General features: G+C 66.8%; 18 protein-coding genes. 4 read left to right on the forward strand and 14 right to left on the reverse strand.

Annotated elements, in window-relative coordinates; all coding sequences use genetic code 11:
- Window positions 1–72 precede the first annotated feature (72 nt).
- Window positions 73–795 carry a DUF4236 domain-containing protein gene (locus NN4_RS47195; protein ID WP_503826343.1) on the forward strand — a complete coding sequence of 241 codons (723 nt, stop codon included), beginning with the start codon at window positions 73–75 and terminating at the stop codon, window positions 793–795.
- A gap of 645 nt (window positions 796–1,440) precedes the next feature.
- Window positions 1,441–1,665, forward strand: a complete 225-nt coding sequence (locus NN4_RS23480) for a hypothetical protein (RefSeq protein WP_147135259.1) — start codon at window positions 1,441–1,443, stop codon at window positions 1,663–1,665.
- A gap of 40 nt (window positions 1,666–1,705) precedes the next feature.
- Here the strand turns inward: NN4_RS23480 and NN4_RS23485 are convergent, their stop codons facing one another.
- Complete coding sequence (locus NN4_RS23485; RefSeq protein ID WP_147135261.1) at window positions 1,706–2,275, reverse strand: hypothetical protein; 570 nt, start codon at window positions 2,273–2,275, stop codon at window positions 1,706–1,708.
- A 220-nt stretch (window positions 2,276–2,495) separates the two neighbouring features.
- Window positions 2,496–2,864 carry a hypothetical protein gene (locus NN4_RS23490; protein ID WP_147135264.1) on the reverse strand — a complete coding sequence of 123 codons (369 nt, stop codon included), beginning with the start codon at window positions 2,862–2,864 and terminating at the stop codon, window positions 2,496–2,498.
- A 330-nt stretch (window positions 2,865–3,194) separates the two neighbouring features.
- On the opposite strand from NN4_RS23490, the gene NN4_RS23495 reads away from it, so the two are divergent.
- On the forward strand, window positions 3,195–3,635 hold the full coding sequence (locus tag NN4_RS23495) for a hypothetical protein (RefSeq protein ID WP_147135267.1): 441 nt from the start codon (window positions 3,195–3,197) through the stop codon (window positions 3,633–3,635).
- Window positions 3,636–4,329: 694 nt separating this feature from the next.
- On the opposite strand, the gene NN4_RS23500 is transcribed toward NN4_RS23495, so the two are convergent.
- Window positions 4,330–4,887: a TetR/AcrR family transcriptional regulator gene (locus NN4_RS23500; RefSeq protein WP_246181037.1), complete on the reverse strand. Its 558-nt coding sequence runs from the start codon at window positions 4,885–4,887 to the stop codon at window positions 4,330–4,332.
- Window positions 4,888–5,047: 160 nt separating this feature from the next.
- On the opposite strand from NN4_RS23500, the gene NN4_RS23505 reads away from it, so the two are divergent.
- Entirely contained in the window at window positions 5,048–5,983 is a 936-nt protein-coding gene (locus tag NN4_RS23505) for an alpha/beta hydrolase family protein (protein ID WP_147135274.1), read from the forward strand.
- A 54-nt stretch (window positions 5,984–6,037) separates the two neighbouring features.
- Here the strand turns inward: NN4_RS23505 and NN4_RS23510 are convergent, their stop codons facing one another.
- Genes NN4_RS23510 through NN4_RS23560 form a run of 11 tightly spaced genes read right to left on the reverse strand, consistent with a single transcriptional unit; the run spans window position 6,038 to window position 20,956 of the window.
- Window positions 6,038–7,255 carry a CynX/NimT family MFS transporter gene (locus tag NN4_RS23510; protein WP_147135277.1) on the reverse strand — a complete coding sequence of 406 codons (1,218 nt, stop codon included), beginning with the start codon at window positions 7,253–7,255 and terminating at the stop codon, window positions 6,038–6,040.
- The gene (locus NN4_RS23515; protein WP_147135279.1) at window positions 7,252–8,220 is read right to left on the reverse strand and encodes an AurF N-oxygenase family protein; all 969 of its coding nucleotides are present in this window, start codon (window positions 8,218–8,220) and stop codon (window positions 7,252–7,254) included. The genes NN4_RS23510 and NN4_RS23515 overlap by 4 nt, the downstream gene beginning before the upstream one ends.
- A gap of 38 nt (window positions 8,221–8,258) precedes the next feature.
- A complete protein-coding gene (locus NN4_RS23520) occupies window positions 8,259–11,978 on the reverse strand; it encodes a type I polyketide synthase (RefSeq protein WP_147135282.1) in 3,720 nt (1,239 codons plus the stop codon).
- Complete coding sequence (locus NN4_RS23525) at window positions 11,975–13,150, reverse strand: acyl-CoA dehydrogenase family protein (RefSeq protein ID WP_147135285.1); 1,176 nt, start codon at window positions 13,148–13,150, stop codon at window positions 11,975–11,977. The genes NN4_RS23520 and NN4_RS23525 overlap by 4 nt, the downstream gene beginning before the upstream one ends.
- Window positions 13,147–14,199 (reverse strand): C45 family autoproteolytic acyltransferase/hydrolase, encoded by a 1,053-nt coding sequence (locus NN4_RS23530; protein WP_147135288.1) that lies wholly within the window; start codon window positions 14,197–14,199, stop codon window positions 13,147–13,149. The genes NN4_RS23525 and NN4_RS23530 overlap by 4 nt, the downstream gene beginning before the upstream one ends.
- Complete coding sequence (locus NN4_RS23535; protein WP_147135290.1) at window positions 14,196–14,810, reverse strand: GNAT family N-acetyltransferase; 615 nt, start codon at window positions 14,808–14,810, stop codon at window positions 14,196–14,198. Before NN4_RS23535 ends, NN4_RS23530 begins: the two co-directional genes overlap by 4 nt.
- Before the next feature lies 1 nt (window position 14,811).
- Window positions 14,812–15,072: an acyl carrier protein gene (locus NN4_RS23540; protein WP_147135292.1), complete on the reverse strand. Its 261-nt coding sequence runs from the start codon at window positions 15,070–15,072 to the stop codon at window positions 14,812–14,814.
- Window positions 15,065–16,552 carry an AMP-binding protein gene (locus tag NN4_RS23545; RefSeq protein WP_147135295.1) on the reverse strand — a complete coding sequence of 496 codons (1,488 nt, stop codon included), beginning with the start codon at window positions 16,550–16,552 and terminating at the stop codon, window positions 15,065–15,067. The genes NN4_RS23540 and NN4_RS23545 overlap by 8 nt, the downstream gene beginning before the upstream one ends.
- Entirely contained in the window at window positions 16,552–18,567 is a 2,016-nt protein-coding gene (locus tag NN4_RS23550; RefSeq protein ID WP_186818597.1) for a class I tRNA ligase family protein, read from the reverse strand. Before NN4_RS23550 ends, NN4_RS23545 begins: the two co-directional genes overlap by 1 nt.
- Entirely contained in the window at window positions 18,564–19,640 is a 1,077-nt protein-coding gene (locus tag NN4_RS23555) for an NAD(P)/FAD-dependent oxidoreductase (RefSeq protein WP_147135299.1), read from the reverse strand. The genes NN4_RS23550 and NN4_RS23555 overlap by 4 nt, the downstream gene beginning before the upstream one ends.
- Window positions 19,637–20,956, reverse strand: a complete 1,320-nt coding sequence (locus NN4_RS23560; RefSeq protein ID WP_147135302.1) for a lysine N(6)-hydroxylase/L-ornithine N(5)-oxygenase family protein — start codon at window positions 20,954–20,956, stop codon at window positions 19,637–19,639. Before NN4_RS23560 ends, NN4_RS23555 begins: the two co-directional genes overlap by 4 nt.
- Window positions 20,957–21,403 lie beyond the last annotated feature (447 nt).

The raw sequence follows: 21,403 nt of genomic DNA on the forward strand, positions 1-21,403 counted from the left end.
GTCGGCGGCATAGAATCTGGACAACGCGCTACGGGATCGGGGGTGCCGGTGGGGTTCTATTCGCGCAAGTCGGTGAATGCGGGTCCGTTTCGGATCAACGTCTCCAAGTCGGGTGTCGGTGCCAGTGTTGGTGTGCGGGGATTCCGCGTCGGCAGCGGGCCGCGGGGGACCTATGTGCATGTCAGTGCGCATGGGCTGCACTACCGGCGGATGCTGTCCTCGTCGCCTCGCGCGCAAGCTGATGCGACGCCTAGGCCAGCGACGCCGCTCGGCGGGATGGACGGGGCCGACGAAACCGGTTTCGACGCAACTCGATTGGTGCCGACTGGCCCTGGCGATCTGCTCGATCAGTTGAGCGCAGCGAGTCGCTACAACGCTCTATTGCCTTGGGGCGCAGTCGCACTGGTGTTGACAGCCGCCGTCGCCGCAACATCGAAACTGCTGTGGATGCCGATCACCGTGCTCGCTGCCGGCGTCCCCGGCTTGATGTGGTTGTGGTGGTGGGACCGCCGTAATCGGACGGTCGCCGTGGCGTATGAGGCGACCGGCCCGATCTCGGACTGGTTCAACGAACTCGTCGACGGCTACCGCTCTGTTGTCGCACTCGGCGGAGCATGGCGCGTCGAGGCATCTGTCTCTGTCGCAGGCACTTACGGATATAAGGTCAGCGGTGGCGCCGAAACTCAGATCAGTCGCAAGGCGGTGACGCGCAGCTCGAGACCGCCACGCATCCTTCACGAACATCGCCGTACCGACGATCTCCCACGACCGCCACACACTGCTGTTCCTACCTGACCGAATCCTCGTCCGTTCCGCCGACAGCTGGAGCGACGTCGACTATCGGCATCTGCACGTCGACTGCCACCGAAAGTGGGTGATCGAACCCGAACCGCCACCCCGCGACGGGATTCAGGTCGACACAACATGGCAGTTCGTCAACGTACGCGGCGGCCCCGATCGTCGATACCGCCACAACCCACCCCTGCCGATCATGGAGTACGGGCACCTGACGTTGACCAGTCCACACGGTTTGCACTGGATCATCGATTGCTCGCGCCCCGAGGTCGCAGAGTGGTTCGCCGCCGTGCTCACACGCCGACCCTGCTGACACGGACTACCAACTCGGCGCCTGATGCGCGCCGGGCGCACATGGTGGATCCTGGCTGGATGGATCAGGTGGGTAGCCAGGACGAACGTGCGCGTACCGACTCGACGAGATACCGACCGCGACAGGTGTCGTTTCTGGGGTGTCACTCGGTGGGGGAGTGGACAACGAAGTTGTATGGGCTTTCGATCCCGGCGATAACCGTCAGCGCGGAATTAGCAAGTGCTGCAGTGGAATTGGCTGCCGCTACGTTTCCTGATTCGGCGCGTTCGAATGGTCGGTATGCCGCCGGATTTGTCATTGCACACCAGAGCGCAGCGAGTTGCTATGTCCTGGTGTGCTGGTGGTCGGAGCACAATGAGGTGCACCAGAAGCTCTTCTCGGCGCCGGGGCTGGAGACCGGCGGACTCGCCGTCCATCCCGGTCCGGCGATCGGATGTGTGTGGGAACTGGGCATTATCGACTTCGAGCGTCGCGCCTGGATCGAGCACGTGCTGGCTCCGGCCGACGGACCGGACCTCGAGCGCTACTTCGCGCGAACACTGAACGGCGTTGTCTGACAACGAGTGCGGAGCGTGTCTGCGCCGTTTCGGTGATGGATCACGACTGCTTTGTTTTGCGGGGTGCGGACATTTCTTCCCACAGCGGACCGAACACCAGCCACAGTCCGACGACGGTCCAGGACCGGCCGACCCACCACCACAGGCTGGTTGCCTGCTCGCCTTCCGCGACAGTGACGATGATCAATCCCAGCGCCACCGAGGCGATCGCCGCAGCGAGCACGGCGCGATTCCACTCCTTCCACAGGGCCGCCACCTTCTCGGGCGTTCCCTTCGCCGGCTTCACCGGCGCCGGACCTCCGGCGAATCGGTGTGCGAAACGCACATCCGCCCAGCGCACGATGGCAGGACCGAAGGCGACACTGACACCGAGGTATACCCCGGCGAGTCCGTGGATCAGGCCCGGTTGCGCGCCGCGGTGCAGATCGACTGCGGCGGCGACGATCAGGGCGACGTCGAGCAGCGGAATTCCCCACAGCAATGCCGCGCCCACCGCCCGCAACCGCAACAGGTACCGCGCGATCATCCCCGCCGCCAGCAATACCCACAGCCCGACCTCGGATACCACAATCATGGTCGCGACCGGATTGTCACGAATAACGTCCAGCATTTCCGTCTCCACCTGTCATGAATGTATTCGGCAATCGTGGTGCCGAGGGCGGCATTTCGATCCGTCCTGCGCTGGATCAAACGTAAAGCCGGAGACGTTCCGGCCGCGTCCTCCTATCGGAGGACGACCCCACCGGCATCCGGATGACATTCGTGGCATGCACAAAGGCTCATGCGCGATGCGCATGAGCCTTCGAAGCGGGCGGTAGTGTACTAACCGGTCACCGACCTGCGGAACCTGTGGGCGGAGCGTCCGCTTTGGTGACTTCGATATTGCGGTCGAGCATCGTATTTCCGAAACCACCGTCGACCCCGACGGTGATCACCACGCGGTGGCTACCCGGTCGGACATTCTTGATGACGTACGACGGGCCGACAATCCCCTCGCCGCCCGGCCCGAGCACGAAATCCTGGAGTTGATCGTCGACCTGCACCATCCCGACCCAGTACTTTTCGTCGGAGTTCACCGACACCGTGATCTGCTCGGCGCCGCCGATGGCATTGGCTGTGGTTTCGGCCGCCGCGGTACTCGTCCCAGCCAACATGAACGCGGTCGCGAAAAGCGGGGCGACCAATACGGAGTTTCGCATGATTCCTTTCAATGGGAGTCTTCCGACTCGGCGCCGGTGTCGTCGGCGGGTTGACGACAACATTAGGAAGGGCGGGACGGCGGAGAAAGTCCCGAGTTGTCCTGCCCCTGATACTCGGGGGATACATGGATCGGCACCATCAAGCGAATTCTGTTGGCGGAGTTGCACTTCAGAAGGGATTAGGTGGGGCTTAACTTGCCACCGCGAGTCGGTTGTTTCGCTACGCTGACCCGTGAAACAACCCCGATACGCGAGGTGTGCGATCGGGGTATCCGGCTGAGGTGAGTGGCGTTGCCACGAATGGTGTTATGTGGGAAGGGATATCGACTGATGTGGGCGCGGCGAATGGTGGCGGGGATGGTGTCGGCGGTGATCGGGGCGTTGGTTGCCGGGATGGCGGAGGCTCCGGCGCAGGCGGACCCGTTGCCGCAATTCACGACGATCGGCAGCACGCTCTACTCGTTCGGCGACGCGAAGCTCTGTGCGGGCGCGATCGATATCGCGCTGGAGGCCGCCCCTGGTCGTCCCGGTCACGTGCTGGCGCATGTGACGCCGCGGGGTTATCTGGGTGGGCCGTGCGGCAACCGGGTGAAGCTGGGTTGGGTGGGTTCGGCGGGTCTGCGCACTCAGGATGTCTACGTCCAGACCGGTGCCGCGCAGGGTGATACCGAAACGACCGATTTGTGGGTGGGGACGGGGCCGGCCAAGGTGATGGCGGTCTCCTGGCCCATTCGCGGCACCTTCGCGGAGTGGTATCTGCTGGTGCCGTAACGAGCGCTGATCGCGGTGGTTACTCGCTGGGCGAGGATGGTGCGGGCCCGGCTTCGGCAGCACTGGGGACAGGGCAGAAAACGCGGGCGACAGTTCTGAGGGAGAATACGGGCGTGAGCTATGCAATCAGGACGAAGTTCAGAGATCAGCTCGGGGTACCGGCGACAGTGGCGCTGACGAGTGCCGCGGCATTCGTCGGCTGCTAGCTCGATGTCGGAGCGGGAAATGCCTGGTCACGGCTCCTCGCCGGGGTCAGGTGAGAACAGATTCGATGCGGTGGAACGGGTGCGCAGGAAGCTGGAAGGTATGAAGACGGGTGAGACCGGTCGCTCCGAGGCGGCAGACGGCGCGTCGAAACTCATTCGGCTGCCGCATCGTCCGCGGCGGATGACGGAGGACGCGGGCGAGCGTCCGCGTAAAACGTGGCGTTCGGAAGGCGGCTCCGTCCACGACCCCGCCCCGACCAGGCCGGTTATGCGTTCAGAATTGCAGCGCGAGACAGGGGCATGGCCGGTCGCCCCGGGCGCGACGTGGCACGCCCCGCCGGAGGGTGATCCGAGCAACGCCGAGCAGGACGCGAGTGTCATCGATTTCGGCGCATTGAGGCGGAAACGAGCCGGCGACGATGCTCCGGCCGCGGGCACACGGCGCATGGTCAAGCCACGCAGAATTGGTCCGGACAAACCGTAGCGCCCTACCGGCATCCATCGAGTAGTAGTCGAATGGTGAGGCGCGGGTCGTACTGAGCGTCGACCATCTCCGCGCCCGCGCAGATGTCGCCGATTGCTCGAAGCAGCTGGTAGGCGGTGAATTCCGCGGTGACCTCGCCCGCGTTCCTCGCGGCGGCGAGGAGACCGTCGAGCACCGGCACGAGGCGATCGAGAAACAGCGCGTGCAGGGCGGTGAAGGTGTCGGGGTCGTTCCGCATCGCCGCGCCGAGCCCGTGTTTGGTGACCAGGAAATCGGCGAAAAGGTCCACCCATCGACGCAGCGCGGTGAACGGTGACGCCGCCGACGCGAGCAGGGCGGGCCCGGCTTCAGCACAGGCGTCGACCTGGTGTCGATAGACGGCGACGACGAGATCCGCGCGGGTGGGGAAGTGCCGGTAGATCGTGCCCATGCCGACGCCTGCCGCTGCGGCGATCCGGCGTACCGGTGCGTCCACCCCGTCGGTGACGAAGACCGATGCCGCGGCATCGAGCAGAGCCTTCTCATTGCGCCGGGCGTCCGCGCGTTTGGCGGTCGGCTCCACGCTGCCCTCCTTTCCCAGGGTTTCGAGTTCCTCTTGCTAATCGGAACATTGCTCCGTATATTCGGAGCAGCGTTCCGATTAACACCTTATCCGGTGCTTCATGCCGTCGGAAGCTGCCGCAGCCCGGCCGCGGCATTCGTCGATCGAAGGAAACCTCCCCATGTCCACACCCGTCACGAGCGCCGTCCCCGCGCTGACCACACCGATCATCAGCGTCAAGCCGGTCGTCCTGTCCGCACCGCAGCGCGGCGACGACCTCCAGGTGCGCGTGTCGGCGCCCGCCGTCGGCACGGATCTCCCGGTCATCGTCCTCGCGCACGGCTTCGGCGAGTCGATGTCCGGGTACGACCCGCTGGTCGATTTCTGGGCGGGCAACGGATTCGTCGTCGTCCAGCCCACGTTCCTCGACTCACGGACCCTCGGCCGCACCCCCGCCGACCCGCGGTATTCGGAGATCTGGCGCATCCGGGTCCAGGACGTCGGGCGCGTCCTCGACGAACTCGACCATGTCGTCGCCGCTGTTCCGGGCCTCGGCGGTCGCATCGACCGCGAGCGCATCGCGGTCGCCGGACACTCCTGGGGCGGACAGACCGTCGGCATGCTGCTCGGCGCGCGCGTTGTCGGCGCGGACGGACAGCCCGGCCCCGACCTGACCGATTCGCGCGTCAAAGCCGGGGTGCTGCTTGCTACGACCGGCCTCGCCGGCGACGACTTGACGCCGTTCGCCGCGCAGAACTTCCCCTTCATGCGCCCGGACTTCGACGCGCTGACCACGCCGACCCTCGTGATAGCGGGCGACAACGACCAGTCGCACCTCTCGACCCGCGGCCCCGACTGGTTCACCGACGTGTACACCTACAGCCCCGGTGCGCAGAGCCTGCTCACCGTATTCGGTGGCGACCACTCGCTCGGCGGGGTCCACGCCTACAACGCCAGGGACACCACCGACGAAAGCCCCGAGCGCGTCGCGCTGATTCGCACGGCGTCCTGGGCCTTCCTCCGCAGTGCCCTCGGCATCGATGACACGGCGTGGAAGCAGGTGCAGGCCGATCTCATGGCGGCGGCCGACCCGATCGGAAGGATCGACTACAAGTAGGACGCCCGGTGCGGCGTTATCGCCGAACTTCTGATGGACTCGCGAAACCGAGATTCATGACACGAAGCGCGGTGTTCCGGCCCGCGCCCCCGAAACGATCTGCACGATGGCCAGCACCACCAGCAACACCAGCACAGCGGTCCAGGCATGGGTCAGATCGTGCAGCGCACCGGCCAGCACCGGACCGACCGCGCACAGCGCGAACCCGGCGATCTGACTCATCGCAGTCAGCTTCGCGGTCGTCTGCGCATCACGCGCCCGCAGCAGCGGTAAGGAATACCCGATCGCGGTGCCCGCCCCCAACCCCGCACCGAGCAGAATCATCCATACGATCGCCCCGCCGGTCGGCGAAATCAACAGTCCCACAAAGGAGATGGCCAACACCGCACCGGTCGATGTCGCAGCCCAGACCTGCCGTTCGCTCCGGTTCACCACAATGGACATGGCCAGTGCCGAGGGAACGGCAACCAGATTGGCCACCGAGAGCATGCCGCCCGCCCATGAAGCGTCCATGCCCGCATCCACGAGAATCGTTGGCAGCCAAGCGGACACGGTGTAGAACAGCAACGCCGGCATGGCGAAGAAGATTGTCACCGCCCAGGCCAGCGGCTGCAACCACAAGCTGCGCGGCGCGCCCTCGGCCGCGGGACCGGCACCGACATCGCTGCGGACGCGCAACTGAGGCAGCCACACCAGCCACGCGACGACAACGGGCACCGCCCACAGCCCCAGCGTCGCACGCCAGCCGAGGCCGGTGGCGTCCTGTAGCGGCAGCGTGATTCCGGAGGCCGCGGCCGCCCCGGTGTACAGGGACATGGTGTAGAGCCCGGTCAGCAGTCCGACATGCCCGGGGTGATCGCGCTTGATCGCAGCTGGAACCAGCACGTTGCCCACGGTGATGGCAAGGCCGATGATCGCGGTCCCGGCGAACAGCGCCACCACGCCGGGCAGCAGCCGAATCCCGAAGCCCGCCAGCAACACCAGCAGCGCGAAGCCGATCGTGCGGTTGAGCCCCAGCTCGCGCCCGATCCGCGGCGTAAGGCCGGAAAAGCCCACCCAGCAGGCGATCGGCACCGCCACCAGCAGGCTGGCCACGGTGCTGTTGAATCCCTCCTGCTGCTGCACCTGCGGCATCAGCGTCGCGATCGCCGTGATGGGCGGCCGCAGATTCAACGCGACCAGCGAGACGCCGACCGCCACCAACCAGATCGGCACCGCCACAGCGGATTTGGCCGCGTGCGCCGTAGTGCCATCCTCTGCTTCGGCCCTCACTGTCCCTCGATCGTCACCGTGGACCAGTCGAACGTGAGCTCCTCGAGAATGTCCAGCTCGCTGCAGAACTTGTGCAGCCCACTGAAATTGGACAGCAGCCGCTTGGTCGACGTGTCGTGCTCGACCTCCCGCAGCATCTCGTGCCCGCCCTCCACACCGACCAGATCGACGATGCGATGCCAGGTGGGGAAGTTGTTCGCGGCGAACGCCTCCAGCCCGTCGACCATCGCCTCCCGGAACAGCGCGCGCTGCGCCGGACCGAGCCGGTGGTAGACGGCCTTGGCGACCTCGTCGGCGATCGAGGAGTGGCAGTACTCGTCGCGGTTGTGCATGGTCGCGGTGACTTTGTTGATCGGCTGGATCTCGTCGTCCTCGGCGATCAGGTCGAGGTAGGAGTTGATCGAGATCTCGGCGACCGTGGCGAAGGCGAGGGCGCTGAGCTCGCGCTGCCAACCCTGCTCGCTCCGTGCCATGCGCTGGCGGAGCCGAGCGGCCTTGTGCCCGAGCGGTAGTGCCGTCTCGGGCATCCGCCAGCCGCGGCGGCGCCGCATCACCGAACTCGCATTGAGATGCATGAGGGTGTGGTACTGCTCGTCGAGCATCGCCTGCGTCATGGCGGTGGTCAGCATGTCCATGTCGAGGCCGGTGTCGAAGGTGTCCTCGATGACCAGGGCGAAGGTCGGATTCACCACGTGCTGCTCGGTGTCCATGATGTGTTTGTTGAAAGCCACCCAGCCCCAGCCGAGCATCCGCGCCTTGATGTCGGGGTCCAGCGCACGGTAGGTCGGATGCTCCCGGAACGGGACCAGACCCTCCGGATAATCGGGGCGGGCGGGTTCGAACAGCTCGTCGAGGTCGGGCTCGGGGCGCTTCACCATCGCGCGCCGATGCCAGTTACCGGTGAGCCTGCTGATCACCGCGTTCTCGACCGGGTCGTCGGGGTCGTGCTCCGGTAGCGACGGCATGGCAGGACCGCCTCCGGGATATTGCGGCAATGTCACGGCTATCCCTCCATTTCTCTCCGGTCACCCGCATCCGGGTGGTCAGCGATGATCGCCTCGGCGAGGTCTTCGACGCTGGCGGCGAGCACCGCGCTCGACGAAATCTCGGTTCCCCACCGTTGTTCCAGCCTGGCACGTATCTCGACGGCGGCCAGCGAGTCACACCCGACGTCGCGCAATGGCCGCCGACGCGGAATCCGTTGCGCCGGAAGGCCGAGTACCGCGCCGAGTTCGGCGGTCAGGGTGTCCAGCAGGCCGCCACCGTCCGGGACTTCCGGTGCCGGTGGGGCAGGCTGCGCGTAGACCGGTGTGTCCGCTACCGACTCGGCAGGAGTGAACCAGGTACGGCGCCGTTGCCACGGGTAGGTGGGCATCTCGTCCGGAATGCTGAACGTCGGATAGATCGCGGACCAGTCCGGATCGACACCGGCGGTGTAGAGGCGGGCGACGATTTCCGCGAGGCGAGCGGTTTCGGAGGTGTCCCTGCGTAATCCGGCCACCGCCGTACCGGAGGTACTGTCGGCGAGGCATTGCTCGATGGCCTGCACCAGCACCGAATGCGGGCTGATCTCGAGGAAAACTGTTGGTCCCAGCGCATTCTCGGCGGCGATCGCGTCGGCGAACCGAACGGTGGACCGCAGGTTGTCGGCCCAGTACCGCGCGTCGAGATCAGGGCCGGACATGCGCTCACCGGTGACGGTGGACCTGAGCGGCACAGCCACCGGTTCGGCCCGCATCCCGGCGAGCGCGGTGATCAGCCGCGGTTGCAGCGGATCCATGAACCGGCTGTGCGAGGCGAAGTTGATCCGCACCCGCCCGGCACGCACCCCGGTGTCGCGCAGTTCGGCGAGTAACCCATCCAGCGCGTCACTTTCGCCGGACAGCACGGTCAGCCGCGGGCTGTTGCGCGCGGCCACCACGAGCCGGTCGCCGTAGCGCGCGGCCGCCGCCTGTGCCTCGTCGGCAGGCATTGCCACGGCGATCATGCCACCCAGGCCGTCCGCCTGCGACGTGAGTTCGCCTCGGCGACAGATGAGTTCGGCCGCCGCGCGCAGATCGATGGCCCCGGCGACCGTGGCTGCGGCCACCTCACCGAAGCTGTGCCCGATGACCACAGCGGGCTCGATGCCCCAGGAGCGCCAATGTTGTGCCAACGCGACCTGCATGGCCCACACGGCCGGTTGGATCACCGCGGTCTTCGCCAGCTCCGCCCCGTCGTCGTCGGCGAGCACCTTCAACAGTGACCAACCGGCCGCGGAGTGGATTGCCGCGTCGCAGCTCTCGATCGTGGTGCGGAAGGCGGCCGAGCTGTTCAGCAGCTCGCGGCCCATGCCGACCCACTGGCTGCCGTGCCCGGGGAAGACGAAGGCGACGCGGACTCCGCCGGTCGGCCGTTGCGTGAGCTCATCGGGAAGTTGGGCGCGTAACGCCTCGGCCAGCCCGTCACCGTCGAGCGCGGCCACCGCGGTCCGCCATTCGTGATGTGCTCGACCGCGCGCGGCGACGGCACACACCCGCCGCGCCGTGACCGGGTCCTCGCCGTCGAGCCGGTCCGCGTAGGCGGCTGTAAGCGCCTGTGCCGCATCACGATCGCGCGCAGACAGGGGCAGCACCAAGGGCTGCGGCTCGTCATCGCCGTCCGGTGTCGAATCGACAGGCGGCGCGGTGAGCACGACGTGCACGTTGGTGCCGGACAGGCCGAACGACGTGACACCGGCGACTGGAGTCGAATCCTCTTGCCACGCAACAGGTTCAGTCGGCATCAACAGCGGCGTGTCCGGCTCGAGCAGCACCGGATGTGGCTCGGTCAGCAGCGGATTCGCCGGAACCAGCCGATGATGCAGGCTCAGCACCGTTTTGATGAATCCCGAGATGCCGGCTGCCCCTTCGGGGTGGCCGATATTGGTCTTCACCGAGCCGACCAGGCAGGGCCGCCCCGCCGGCCGCGTTCCGGCGAACACTCGGGACAGCGCCCGCAACTCGATGGCGTCACCGGTATTGGTGCCGGTGCCATGGGCTTCCACATAATCCACCGCAGCCGGATCGATCCCCGCACGGTCCAGTGCGTCGCGCAGCAGCCGTTCCTGGGCCTCCTGGGCCGGGGCCACCAGCGAACCACCGCCGCTGCCGTCGTTATTGCTCGCACTGCCCGCGATCACCGCATAGACGCGATCTCCGTCGGCGCGGGCCTGCGCCAACGGTTTGAGCACCACCACGCCGACTCCTTCGGAGCGGACGAAGCCGTCACCGCTGGCGTCGCCGAACCGGCAGCGACCCCGCCGCGACATCAACCCGACCTGCTCGTAGATGGCGGCCAGTTCGGGCAGCAGCACCAGATTCGCCCCGGCGGCCAGTGCCAGGTCCGAATCCCCGAGTTGCAAGCTCTGCCAGGCTAAATGCACCGCGGTGAGCGACGACGAGCACGCCGTGTCGACCGAGACGCTGGGGCCACGCAGGTCCAGCGCGAACGAGATGCGGCCGGACAGGAACGAGGGCAGCCCGCCGCCGGTCAGCGCGTGCAGGTCGAGTGCACTCTGCCGGGCCTGCAATTCCCAATAGTCCCGGCCCATCTGCCCGACGAACACGCCGGTGCGCGTGCCTGCCAGCGCGGTCGGCGGAATCCCGGCGTCCTCCAAGGCCTCCCAGGCCACCTCCAGCAGCAGCCGCTGCTGCGGGTCCATCCGGTCGGCCTCTCGGGGCGAGATACCGAAGAAGGCGGCGTCGAAACCCTCGACGTCGTCGAGGAATCCGCCGAAGCGGCGAAATCCGGACGGCACCGCGGGCAGCCGGCCGAACACGGCGGGGTGCTCGGTGCGCCGCTCCGGTACCTCGGTCACCGCGTCCACGCCGTCGACGAGCAGCCGCCAGAGTGCTTGCGGGTCATCGGCTCCCGGCAAGCGGCAGCCGATGCCGACGACGGCCACCGGTTCGATGCGCCCGCGTCGGACGGGCTCCGGGACAGCGGCCGAACGTGGCCGGTCGACCGGCGGCAGGAAGCGGCGCAGCTCGGCGGTGACCATCCTGGTCAGCTCGCGGCGATGGGTCCGGACGAAGAAATGGCCGCCCGACAATACGCGCGTCCGTACGGCCCCATCGGTGAGTTCACCCCATGCGTCGGCATCGTCCGGTGCCGCCAGGGTGTCGTCCCGGCCGCTGAACACCACGATCGGGCACTCCACCGGCGCGGCGGACCGATGTTGGTAGGTGGAGAACATCGTGACGTCCGCGCGCAACGCGGGCAGCGCCGCGCGCAGCAGATCGCGCTCATCGCGCAATTCGGCTGGGGTGCCGCCCATCTCGAAGATCCGGTCGAGCAGCTCGTCGTCGGGCAGTTCGTGCATGGGGTCTTGGGTGAGCCGGTGCGCTGCGGCCAGACCCGCCACCAGCAGGCCGACCGGGGCGGGTGCGCCGGCGCGGTGCAGCCGCAGCGCCACCTGGTATGCCAGCAGGCCGCCCAGGCTGTGCCCGAACAGCGCGAAGGGCGCGTCGAGATGCGGACGGAGCGCGTCGACGACCGCGTCGGCCAAGGCGTCCAGATCGGCCAGCGGCGGCTCGCCCGCGCGTTCCTCCCGTCCGGGCAGCAGTACCGGCAGCACGTCGACCCAACCCGGCAGCTCTTGATGCCAGCCACGGAAAACCGATGCGCCGCCGCCGGAATGCGGGAAGCAGAACAGCCGCACCCGCGCCGAGCGGCGGGGCGGCCGCGACAGGAACGCACTCATTTCGCCCGCCCCCGGCCGCCCAGCGAGCCCGCGATGATCAGCTTCTGCACCTCGGAGGTGCCCTCGTAGATCCGCAGTGACCGGATCTGCCGGTACAGCCGCTCCGGCACGCTGTCGGCGACCAGTCCCGCGGCACCGAAGACCTGCACGCAGGCGTCCACGATGTGTTGCGCGTGTTCGGTGGCGTACAGCTTGGCGATGCTGGAGTGTTTCGCCGCCGCCGGATCGCCGCGGTCGGCCTCCCAGGCGGCGCGGGCCACCAGCAAGGCCGCGGCGTTCAGCTCCACCTCGATCTCCGCGAACGTCGCCTTCACCAGTTGCAGGTCGAACTGCCGGCCGCCGTACATCGACCGGTTCTTCGCGTGGGTCAGCGCGGCGTCGGTGGCCCGGCGCGCGAACCCGATTGCCGCGGCGCCCACGGTCATTCGAAACCGTTCGAGTACCTCCATCGCGATCACGAAACCGCCGCCAGGTCTGCCGAGCACGCTGTCGTGCGGCAGATGGCAGTCCACGAACTCGAGACCGGCGAAGGATCGGGGAGCGATCAGCGGAACTCGTTGCCCCACCGTCAGTCCCGGGGTGTTCGCGGGCACCAGGAACGCCGTCAAGCCCAGTGCGCCCGGACCCTCGCCGGTTCGCGCGATGACGCAGAACAGGTCTGCGATACCGCCGTTGGCGATCCAGGCCTTCTTACCGTTCAGCACATAGCCGTCGGCAACCCGCTCGGCACGCAAGCCGATCGCGGCGACGTCCGAGCCGACCTCCGGTTCGGAGATGGCGAACGCGCCGCACAGGGTGCCTTTCGCCATCGGCGCCAGATACCGCCGCTGCTGTTCTTCGTTGCCGTGCCGCACGATCGGCGTCGCGGCCAGGGCCTGGATCGAGAAGGCGAAGTCGGCGAGATCGTCGGCGTAGGCCAGCGCCTCGCGCAGCAGGCACAGTGAGCGGCAGTCGCCTGCCGCCAGGCCCGCGGGCCCCGCAGCGGGATCCAGCGCCGCCAGCCAGCCGTGTTCGCCCAGTGCCCGCAGAATCCGCAGCCCGGTCGCATCGGGATCGGCCGGGTCGTCCCACAGCTCGCTGTGCTCGGCGCACCAGCTCTCGATCTGCCTCGCGCGCTCTACATGTCGCGGCTCGTAGAAGGGGAGGGCGAGGATGCCCGCATCGAAGCTCATCGTTGCTCCTGGGACAGCGTGAAGATTTCGGTGGCGTGCGCCGCGGGGTCGCCCGGCCGCAGGTACAGCCGGCCGCGACCCGGACAGAGCACGACGGCGGCGACGGTGCGCTCGCGACGGATATCGCCGTTGTCCGTGACGTTGATCGGCGGCGCGGACAGCACGGCGAAATGGTCCTCCGGATCGGCGGGCACGGTGGCGAGCCGGCTCCGGCACTGCTCGAGCCTGCGGACCGACGAATTGCGGGCGAACACGTTGATCTCGTCCCGGGGTGCGAGGTCGGGATGCAGGAAATGATTGGTGTGCGCGGTATTCAGGCTGTACTCGACCCGGAAATCCGAGTCGAGCACCTCGACATAGGCGGCAGTGTCCTTGTCGCACAAGACGATGTTGCGCGAACTCGCCAGCGGCAGCTTCCGCAACACGCGCACCGCTTCCTCGACGGTGCCCGCGTTGTCGAGTAGATGCCGGATGGCGAGGTAGGGCGGCACACCCGGATGCCACTGGCCGCCCAGCACGAGATTCAACCCGACCGCGAGCCCGTCGCTGTTGAGGCCGAGGTAGCCGAGCAGTCCGCCGAAACTGAGCACGAGAACGCGCCGGGACGTCCCGGCACGCACGATCTCCAGCACACTGATCTGATCGTCCAGATTGCCATTGAGATCAACGGTCTGTGCCAGCACGGGTTCGGCACCGGCCAGTGCGTACGTGGTGCAGTCTCCGGCGGTCGGAATTTTCTGGTAGCCGAGGATTTCACGGCGTAGTTGCAGCAACGCGGCCTCGTACGGGTCGATATTCGCCCCGGTGGCGAGACCGCGGATCTCTTCGGCCAGATCCGGTGTCGCAGCGGTGATCTCGGCCAGATAGGCGTCGATCGTCGGCCGTAACTCCGCGAGTGACACCGGCTCGGGCAGGATCCGGTTCAACCGGCATAGTCCGTCGTCCAGGAAGGCCCGCAGGTCGGCGGCTCTGGCCTGGCCGTGCTGATAGCCGAGGGCGAAGGAATCCCCCTCGGCTCGGACGAACGGAGTCCGCAGGACCGCGCTCATTCGACGGCGCCCGCCAACTGCACTTTCGGATATGCCGCCAATTTGCTTTTGACGCCGGGCCATTCGCCGCGCAGCACGCTGTAGAAGATGGCGTCCCGGCGACGGCCGCCGGGCATCGGATTGAAGCTGCGCAGTACACCCTCCTCGACCGCTCCGATATTGCGCAGGCCCCGGCGCGCCTGCTCGTTGAGCACGTCGGTCTTGAACTCCACCCGTTCCGCGCCGAGCCGTTCGAAGGCGTGTTCCAGCAGTAGGTATTTCGCCCACCGGTTGAGCCCGCTGCCGCGGAAGTCCCGTCCGAGCCAGGACCAGCCGATCTCGAGCCTGCCGTCCCGCTCGGCCATGTTCCCGTAGCTCATGCTGCCCGCGGCCCGGCCGCTGGCCTTGTCCATGATGTAGAAGACCACCCGGCGCCCGGCCAGCTGATCATCCAGTGCCGCATCGAAAAACGCGTCGAAGTCGGCTTCGGACTCCACCAGCGAGACGAAATACCGCCAGATATCCGGATCGAGCGCGATCGCGCACAAGGCCGCCCGGTCCGTCGGCTCGATCGGCCGGAGCAGGACATGGTCGTTCTCCAGCCGCGCGGGCGCCAGCTCAGCCCATCCCATGTCAGACCGCACTTTCGGAGTGCCGGGACAGCGCGGCCGTCACATCGCGCAGGGTACGCATGGCAGCCACGTCCTCCTCGGTGAAGCTCGCCAGCGAGATGCCCGTGTCGTCGCAGACCGCGGTCAGGAACAGGACCTTGTTCAGCGAGGTGAGGCCGTAGTCGTCGACCATGTCGAGGTCCGGATCGAGTTCACCGGGTGCGTTGTTCGACGCGATCACCTTCCGGAAGTTGTCGTGCACGGCCTTTTCCAGATCAGGCATGTGTTCTTCCTTTCTCGCCGATTTCCCGTCGATACTGTTCGAGGATCTGCCGACGTTTCGGTTTGTATTGCGAACTGAGCAGCCCGTTTTCGATGCTGAACCGGGGCTCGGCGATCACCACTCTGGCGATGCGCTCATCGCGTTCGAGCTCCTGATTGGTTCGTTCGAGGTGTTCGGTGATCGCCGCTGTATCGGCGGGTTCGCTGGTCGGCGAGACGACCGCGACGAGTTGGGTCTGCGTCGGGCAGAACAGCACGCAGTGCTCGATCGCCGCACTCGCGGCCATACGCTCCTCGATCGGCCGGACGATGACCTTCTTGCCGTTCGCCAATACGATCACGTCGTCGGCGCGACCCTGGATATACAGAAAGCCATCGTCGTCCAGGTAACCGATATCGCCGGTCCGGACCGTGCCGTCCGCGGCGAACGCGCCCATCGAATGCGCGGTCGCGCCGTACTCGTACCGCCGCGCCACCGGGAAAGCGCTGCGCACACTGATGGCTCCGTCGGCGTCGAACAGCACCTCTTTGCCGGGCACGACGCGTCCGACGCTGCCTTCCTTGCTCGCGCCCGGATAGTTCTTGGCGACAATGCAGGTCTCGTTCATGCCGTAGCCCTCGTAGATGGGCAGGCCCAGGTTCGTGAAGAAACGCAGCATGTCCGGGCCGGCCGGCGCGGAACCGGTCCACAGGTACCGGATTCGATCGCCGAACATCTCCTTGGCCGCCACCTGCGGATCGGTCTGTGCCGCCAGATGCCGTTTCACGGTCTCGTAGAAGCCCGGCACTCCCATCACTACGGTGGGTCGCACCTGTCGCATTACCGTGAACGCCGCTTCGTAGGTGCTGACCGTGACGTCGTGGCCGAAACACAGCGCCGAGTAGATCCAGTACCGCTGCTGCAACAGAGCCAGTGGCAGGAACACGAACAGGTGGTCGCCGGGGCCGTGCGCGAACATTGCTTGGACGGCGCGCAGTGAGCTGTCGATGCTACCGACGCTGGCCGCCAAGCCTTTCGGCACGCCGGTGCTGCCTGAGGTGAACTTGAGGGTCGTCGCCTCTTCGCTGTAGTACCGGACCTCGGGCAGGGGGTCGGCCGGTTGTTCGGCGAGCACGCGCGCCTCGCTGATCGGCCGGACACCGGCGGCGGTGGACGGCTGATCGGTGAACAGCAGTTTCAGGTCGTAGCGGGCGAGCAGCGCCTCGTCGGGCTCGAACTTGCCGGGCTCGAGCCCCGCGGTCACTGCTTTGCACCGCAGCGCGGCCAGATCGAGCAGCACCCATTCCAGGCAGTTCGCAGCGAGGATGCCGATCCGATCCCCTTGCCCCACACCCAATTCGCGGAGCCGAACCGCCAGGCGTTCGGCACCGGCAGCCAGTTCGCGCAGTTCGATAGATTCCGTCTTGCCCAGCCGCGCGAAGGTGGCGTGGTAGCCGGCCGGGGGCGGCGTCGCGACGATCTGGTTGATCACCGAATCCATCAAGCGCTCCCCACCCCGACCGGCTCCGCGGCCTCGACCGATGGTTCGGCGAAGAACTCGCGCACCAGGTCGACCCGGGTTCCGGCAGGCACGAGTTCCACGGTGTGCGGCCATTCGTTCGGGCGCTCCTCGCCGAGGGCTGCGCCGAGCCGCCCGGCGAACCGGGGCAGCAGCGGTGTGGCGCAGTGGGCGAGCAACCGGGCTGCGGCGAGTTCTAGCGCCACTGCGGTGCGGGCCTCGTCGTGCCACTCCTCGGCCGTTGCCACGGCGCTTTCCTGGTCGACGAATCGGCGTGTGTCGGTGACGATTCCGTGCAGCTCTGCGGCCGCGACCTCGAGCGAGAACCCGTCCGGCCCGAGAGCGGCGGTCACCGCGGACAGTCGCGCGCCCAGCCGACCGAGGAATGCCGTGTGCTCCGGGGTCCAGATGCCGGCGTCCGGGGCGTGGCCGCCGTATCGCGTCTGGATGCGGTGTCCCAGGTCGTTGAGCCACTGCTGCCAGGTACCGATCAGTTCGTCGCGTACTGCGGCCGTATAGCTTTCGCGAGTGAAGTTGGTGCGCCTCGACTCCGGCCGCGTCCGGGACAGGAAATAGCGCACCCCGTCCACGCTGTCCGGCGTCAGGATTTCCTTGCCCCAGACGGCATGCCGTCGGCTGGTGGAGAATTTGCCGCCGTCCAGGAGATAGAACTCGTTGACGTGGTAGTCGATATCCGGCTGCCAGTCGGGGAAGGCCAGCCGGTACAGCACGGGATACAGGATCGAGTGGTAGAAGCTGTTGTCGTAGCCGAAGAAGTGCACGATCTTCCAGTCCTGCTCGGGCTCGTCCGCCCGCCAGTTCCGGCCGAGGCGACGGCCCAGCGCCGAAATGCTGTGCAGGAAGCCGTAAGACATCTCCGGCCAGACCCAGATGACCTGCCTCTCCACGTCGGGCTCGGCGGGCGGCACACCCCAGTTCGCGGGGTGGGTCATTGCCACGTCGAGTCGTGGGCGAGCGAACAATCGGCCGGCCAGTTCGCGCAGCCGCGCCGGAACGCGGCCCAACCGGTGATGTGCCGCGAGTTCGGTGGCGAACTCGTGCAGCGGAAGGGTGAACCTGGTGATCGTGTCGATTCGCGGGGTCTCCTGCGAGAGCTTCGACTGCGGATCGGCCAGATCGACACAGGAATTGGGCTCGCCGCAGCCCTCGCAGATATTTCCGCCGGTTACGGCGCCGCAGCCGGGGCAGCCGCCCGTCACGTCGGCCTCGTACAGGTAGTCGCGCGTCGTGGCGTCGAAGAGCGCTTTACCTTCTTGCGGCGCAATGGATCCCGACTTCACGAGGCGGGAGAAGTACGCCTGCAATCCGGCGCGGTAGGTGGGCTCCCTGTCGGTCACCGTGTACTGGTCGGGCTCGATGTCCATCAGCCGCAGCGTTTCGGCGATCTCGGCGCTGTAGTACGCCGCCGTCGCGGCGGGGTCCTTGCCCTCGCGCCTGGACCGTTCGACCACGTAGCTCTGATAGTCGTCGCTGCCGGTGAGGTGCCAGGCCTGCGCACCGTTCATCCGCTGGAATCGGACGAAGACATCCGCCCCCAGATACGGGCCGGACAGATGCCCGAGATGCAGATCCCCATTGGGAGTCGGCGGCGTCGAGAACACGAAGATCGGCCGCTCGCCGAAACGCCGCCGGTCGCTGCGTCCGGTCGCCGCGCGGGCGGCTCGGCTCGGATCGCGCCAGTACAGGTCGAAGAACACCAGCTCGGTGGACCCGGTGTTCTCGACGACGTGCGTCTCGAACGGATCGAACAGCACGGCCATGCCCGGGGCGACGGGATGCCGCCCGCCGTCCACTATGACGTCGCCGTGCCCGCTGACCACCAGGAACAGCTCGGTCTCGTCGTGCTGGTGCGGATCGGACCGGCTACCGGCCGGGACCCGGGCCCAGCCTGCGCCGAAGCCGAATCCGTCGATCGAACTCATGTCGATGCCGAATGCGGAGTGCAGTTCGGCCGTGTCGAAACGATTGATGATCACGCGGGACTCATCTCCTTCGGTGGCTGAGTTGTCTCCCCGTCCAGTTGCAGCAGGCCGACGGCCTCGGCCGCGATCGCCGGGGCGAGCCGGTAGCCCGAACCGTTGGCGGCACCGGCGAAGATCACCCGTCCGGCCGGGTCGAGCGTGCGCACCTGTGGCTCCCGATCGGCGCTGTAGGCGTCGCAGAACACGCGGCCGCCTGCGGCGCGTTCGGCCAGTGCGGGTGAGTACCGGTGCAGCAGGGGCAGGGCCGCGTCGAGAACTTTTTCGTCGAGCCCGTCGGACACGGTGTCGGGGTCGACATCCCACTCCTGGTGGGTGTAGCTGAACAACCAGTGCCTGCTGTGGCGCAGCGGCAGCAGGAAGGCGTCTTCGTCCTGGAACACGATGACGCCGTCGTCGCGCCTCGGCTCCTGTTCGATGTGGATCGCGGCGACCTTCTTGACGCGCGCGTGCAGGGGGGCGACGAGGTCGCGCCATGCTGGATCGGCCAGCCAGGGGCCGGGGGCCAGCACCACGCGTCCGGCCGTGCATGTCTTGCCGGTGCTGAGCCGGATCAGCACCTCGGAGCCCGCGTCTTCGACGGCGGTGACGCGCACGCCTTCCCGGAAGGTGACGTGCGGACGCAGTTCGCGGGCCACCGCCTGCGCGACCGCGGGTACGTCGGCGTAGTGGCATCCGTTGCCGTGCCAGGCGCGGGCGCCCTGAGTCAACCGGATGTCCGCGGGCACCGCTTCCGTCGGTGTCAGTGCGGCACGGTCGAGATAGACCTCATTCAGTTGGGCAGCGGTCGCTGTCGCCACCACGGTCATGCCGAGCGAATGTATCGGCAGGGCAGGATGTTTCGCGGCGAGGTCTTCGTAGAAATCGTGGCTGTACGCGGTCATCTGCCGCACTCGGTCGGTTGCGCCGCGCGGGAAATGCAGACCTGCGGAGCGTCTGCTGGCCCCGGTGCCGATCCCATCCCGGTCGAACACCACGACGGGGGTATCGGGGGCGCGTGAAATCACCTCGCGCGCAACGAGACAACCGACGATGCCCGCGCCCACGACGGCGACGGTGTTGTTCGTCATCGCTCTACGCTCCGGTCGTCGGGAGCCTTGGCCGACCATTCGAGAAACGAATCGTGCGGGTCGTCGGAGCGGATGCCGCGCAGGCGATCGGCTATCCGTTTGCTGCGCCAGGCGACGAGGCTCAGATTGGCGTCGGCCAGGCCGCGCTGTCGGCGGGCGCCGTTCTGCAGGAAAATGTTTCGGTCGGCGGGGCCGTCCCAGCACACGGCGAAATCCGAGTCGATTTTGTATTCGTCGCGGTCGCGCTCCAGCCGGTCCGCGACGGGGGACAGGAACTCCATGTCGTCGGCGTGGAAACCGGTCGCCCAGACGATCACATCCGCCTCGGCATGCTCGTCCACACCAGGTTGGTCGTTGTGCGTGAAGGTGATGTCCCAGCCCGAGTCGGGGTCGCCGGACACGCCCAGCACGTCGCGGTTCGGGTACAGGGCGACCAGATCGGTGGCACCGTCGACGAAGTGGTGCAGGTAGATGCGCTGGTAGATCTCGCGCAGCGTCGCCTCGGAGATGCCGTCGCTGGTCAGCACATGGGCGGCGTTGAGCACGTCCCGGGACGCGCCGGGTAAGCCGGCGAAGTACTCCGAGTAGCCCGGCATGTATAAGTCGTTCGTGAACGGCGAGTCGTCCAACGGAAAGTAGTTGCGGCGCCGGGATATCCAGCCGACCCGGCGCGGCAGTTCGCTGCGCGGACGGGAGATCAGCTCGAGAAATGCTTCCGCGCCGGACTGGCCGCCGCCGATCACCCACACTCGTCGTCCCGCGAGTCCGACTGCCTTGTCAGCGAATTCGCTGATATGGAACTGGGTCGGCCCGAGCAGTTTTTCGGCCACCGGCGGAACATAAGGTTTGCGGCCGACCCCGATAACGACGTTGTCGGCCTTCACCGCGCGGTTGCCGGTGCGTAGCAGGAAGACGTCATCGAATTCTATGGAACGGACCTCTTCGCCGAAAATCAGGTTCTCGTTCTTCGAGCTGACCCATTCGAGGTAGTTTCGGAATTCGCTGCGCGGCACCGCATCGAATTGCGCGTTGAGATAGTGGTAGACCCGGCCCTGAGCATGGAGATAGGACAGGAAAGAGAAGCGGTTTGTCGGGTCGGAGAGGCTGACCAGGTCCTTGAGCATGGAGACCTGGAGCGAGGTGTTGGGGAGGAGTTGCCCGTCGTGCCAACGGAAGTCGCGCCGCTTCTCGAAGAAACAGTTCGACACGTCAGGCTGTTCGTACAGTAATGAGGCCAGGCTCAAGTTTGCTGGTCCGATACCGATTCCCACGCATCGGTAATGTTCACAATTGTCGGTGGGCGAGCTCCGGCTCATTACGCCTCCTGCCCCTCGGGGCCAGTCCCTCGGTGTGCATGCCGAGTGAATCGTCGGTTGCGAATTCGCAATACTCGCCCCCGTGGGCGGCTTTGCTGCATGAATAGAACCCCCGTCGATCAGCTGGAGCCCTGTTTACCACTTCAGAATCCGCGGTAATATCCTCGAACTCAACGCTAGCGGGTGGGGGAGGCGTGCACAAGAACGGTGAAAGTTTTTGCCGGAGTTCGGTGCAACGCTGACGATGGCGGGTGTGATCGCCTAAGCGGTTGGCGCGGTAGGGGTTTGGGATACGGCGGCGAAGGCGTAATCTTAGGCTCGAGCAACGACCGATGGAAAGCTGTCGGGGCTGCTGGAGTCTCCTCTTGTGCTGGCGCTTGTGCCCGCTGCCGCGCTGGTGCCGGCCCGCGGAAGACTCTGCATGGCAGTGGTTTCGAAGCGCATGTG

This window comes from Nocardia ninae NBRC 108245 (assembly GCF_007990755.1).
Taxonomy (GTDB): Bacteria; Actinomycetota; Actinomycetes; order Mycobacteriales; family Mycobacteriaceae; genus Nocardia; species Nocardia ninae.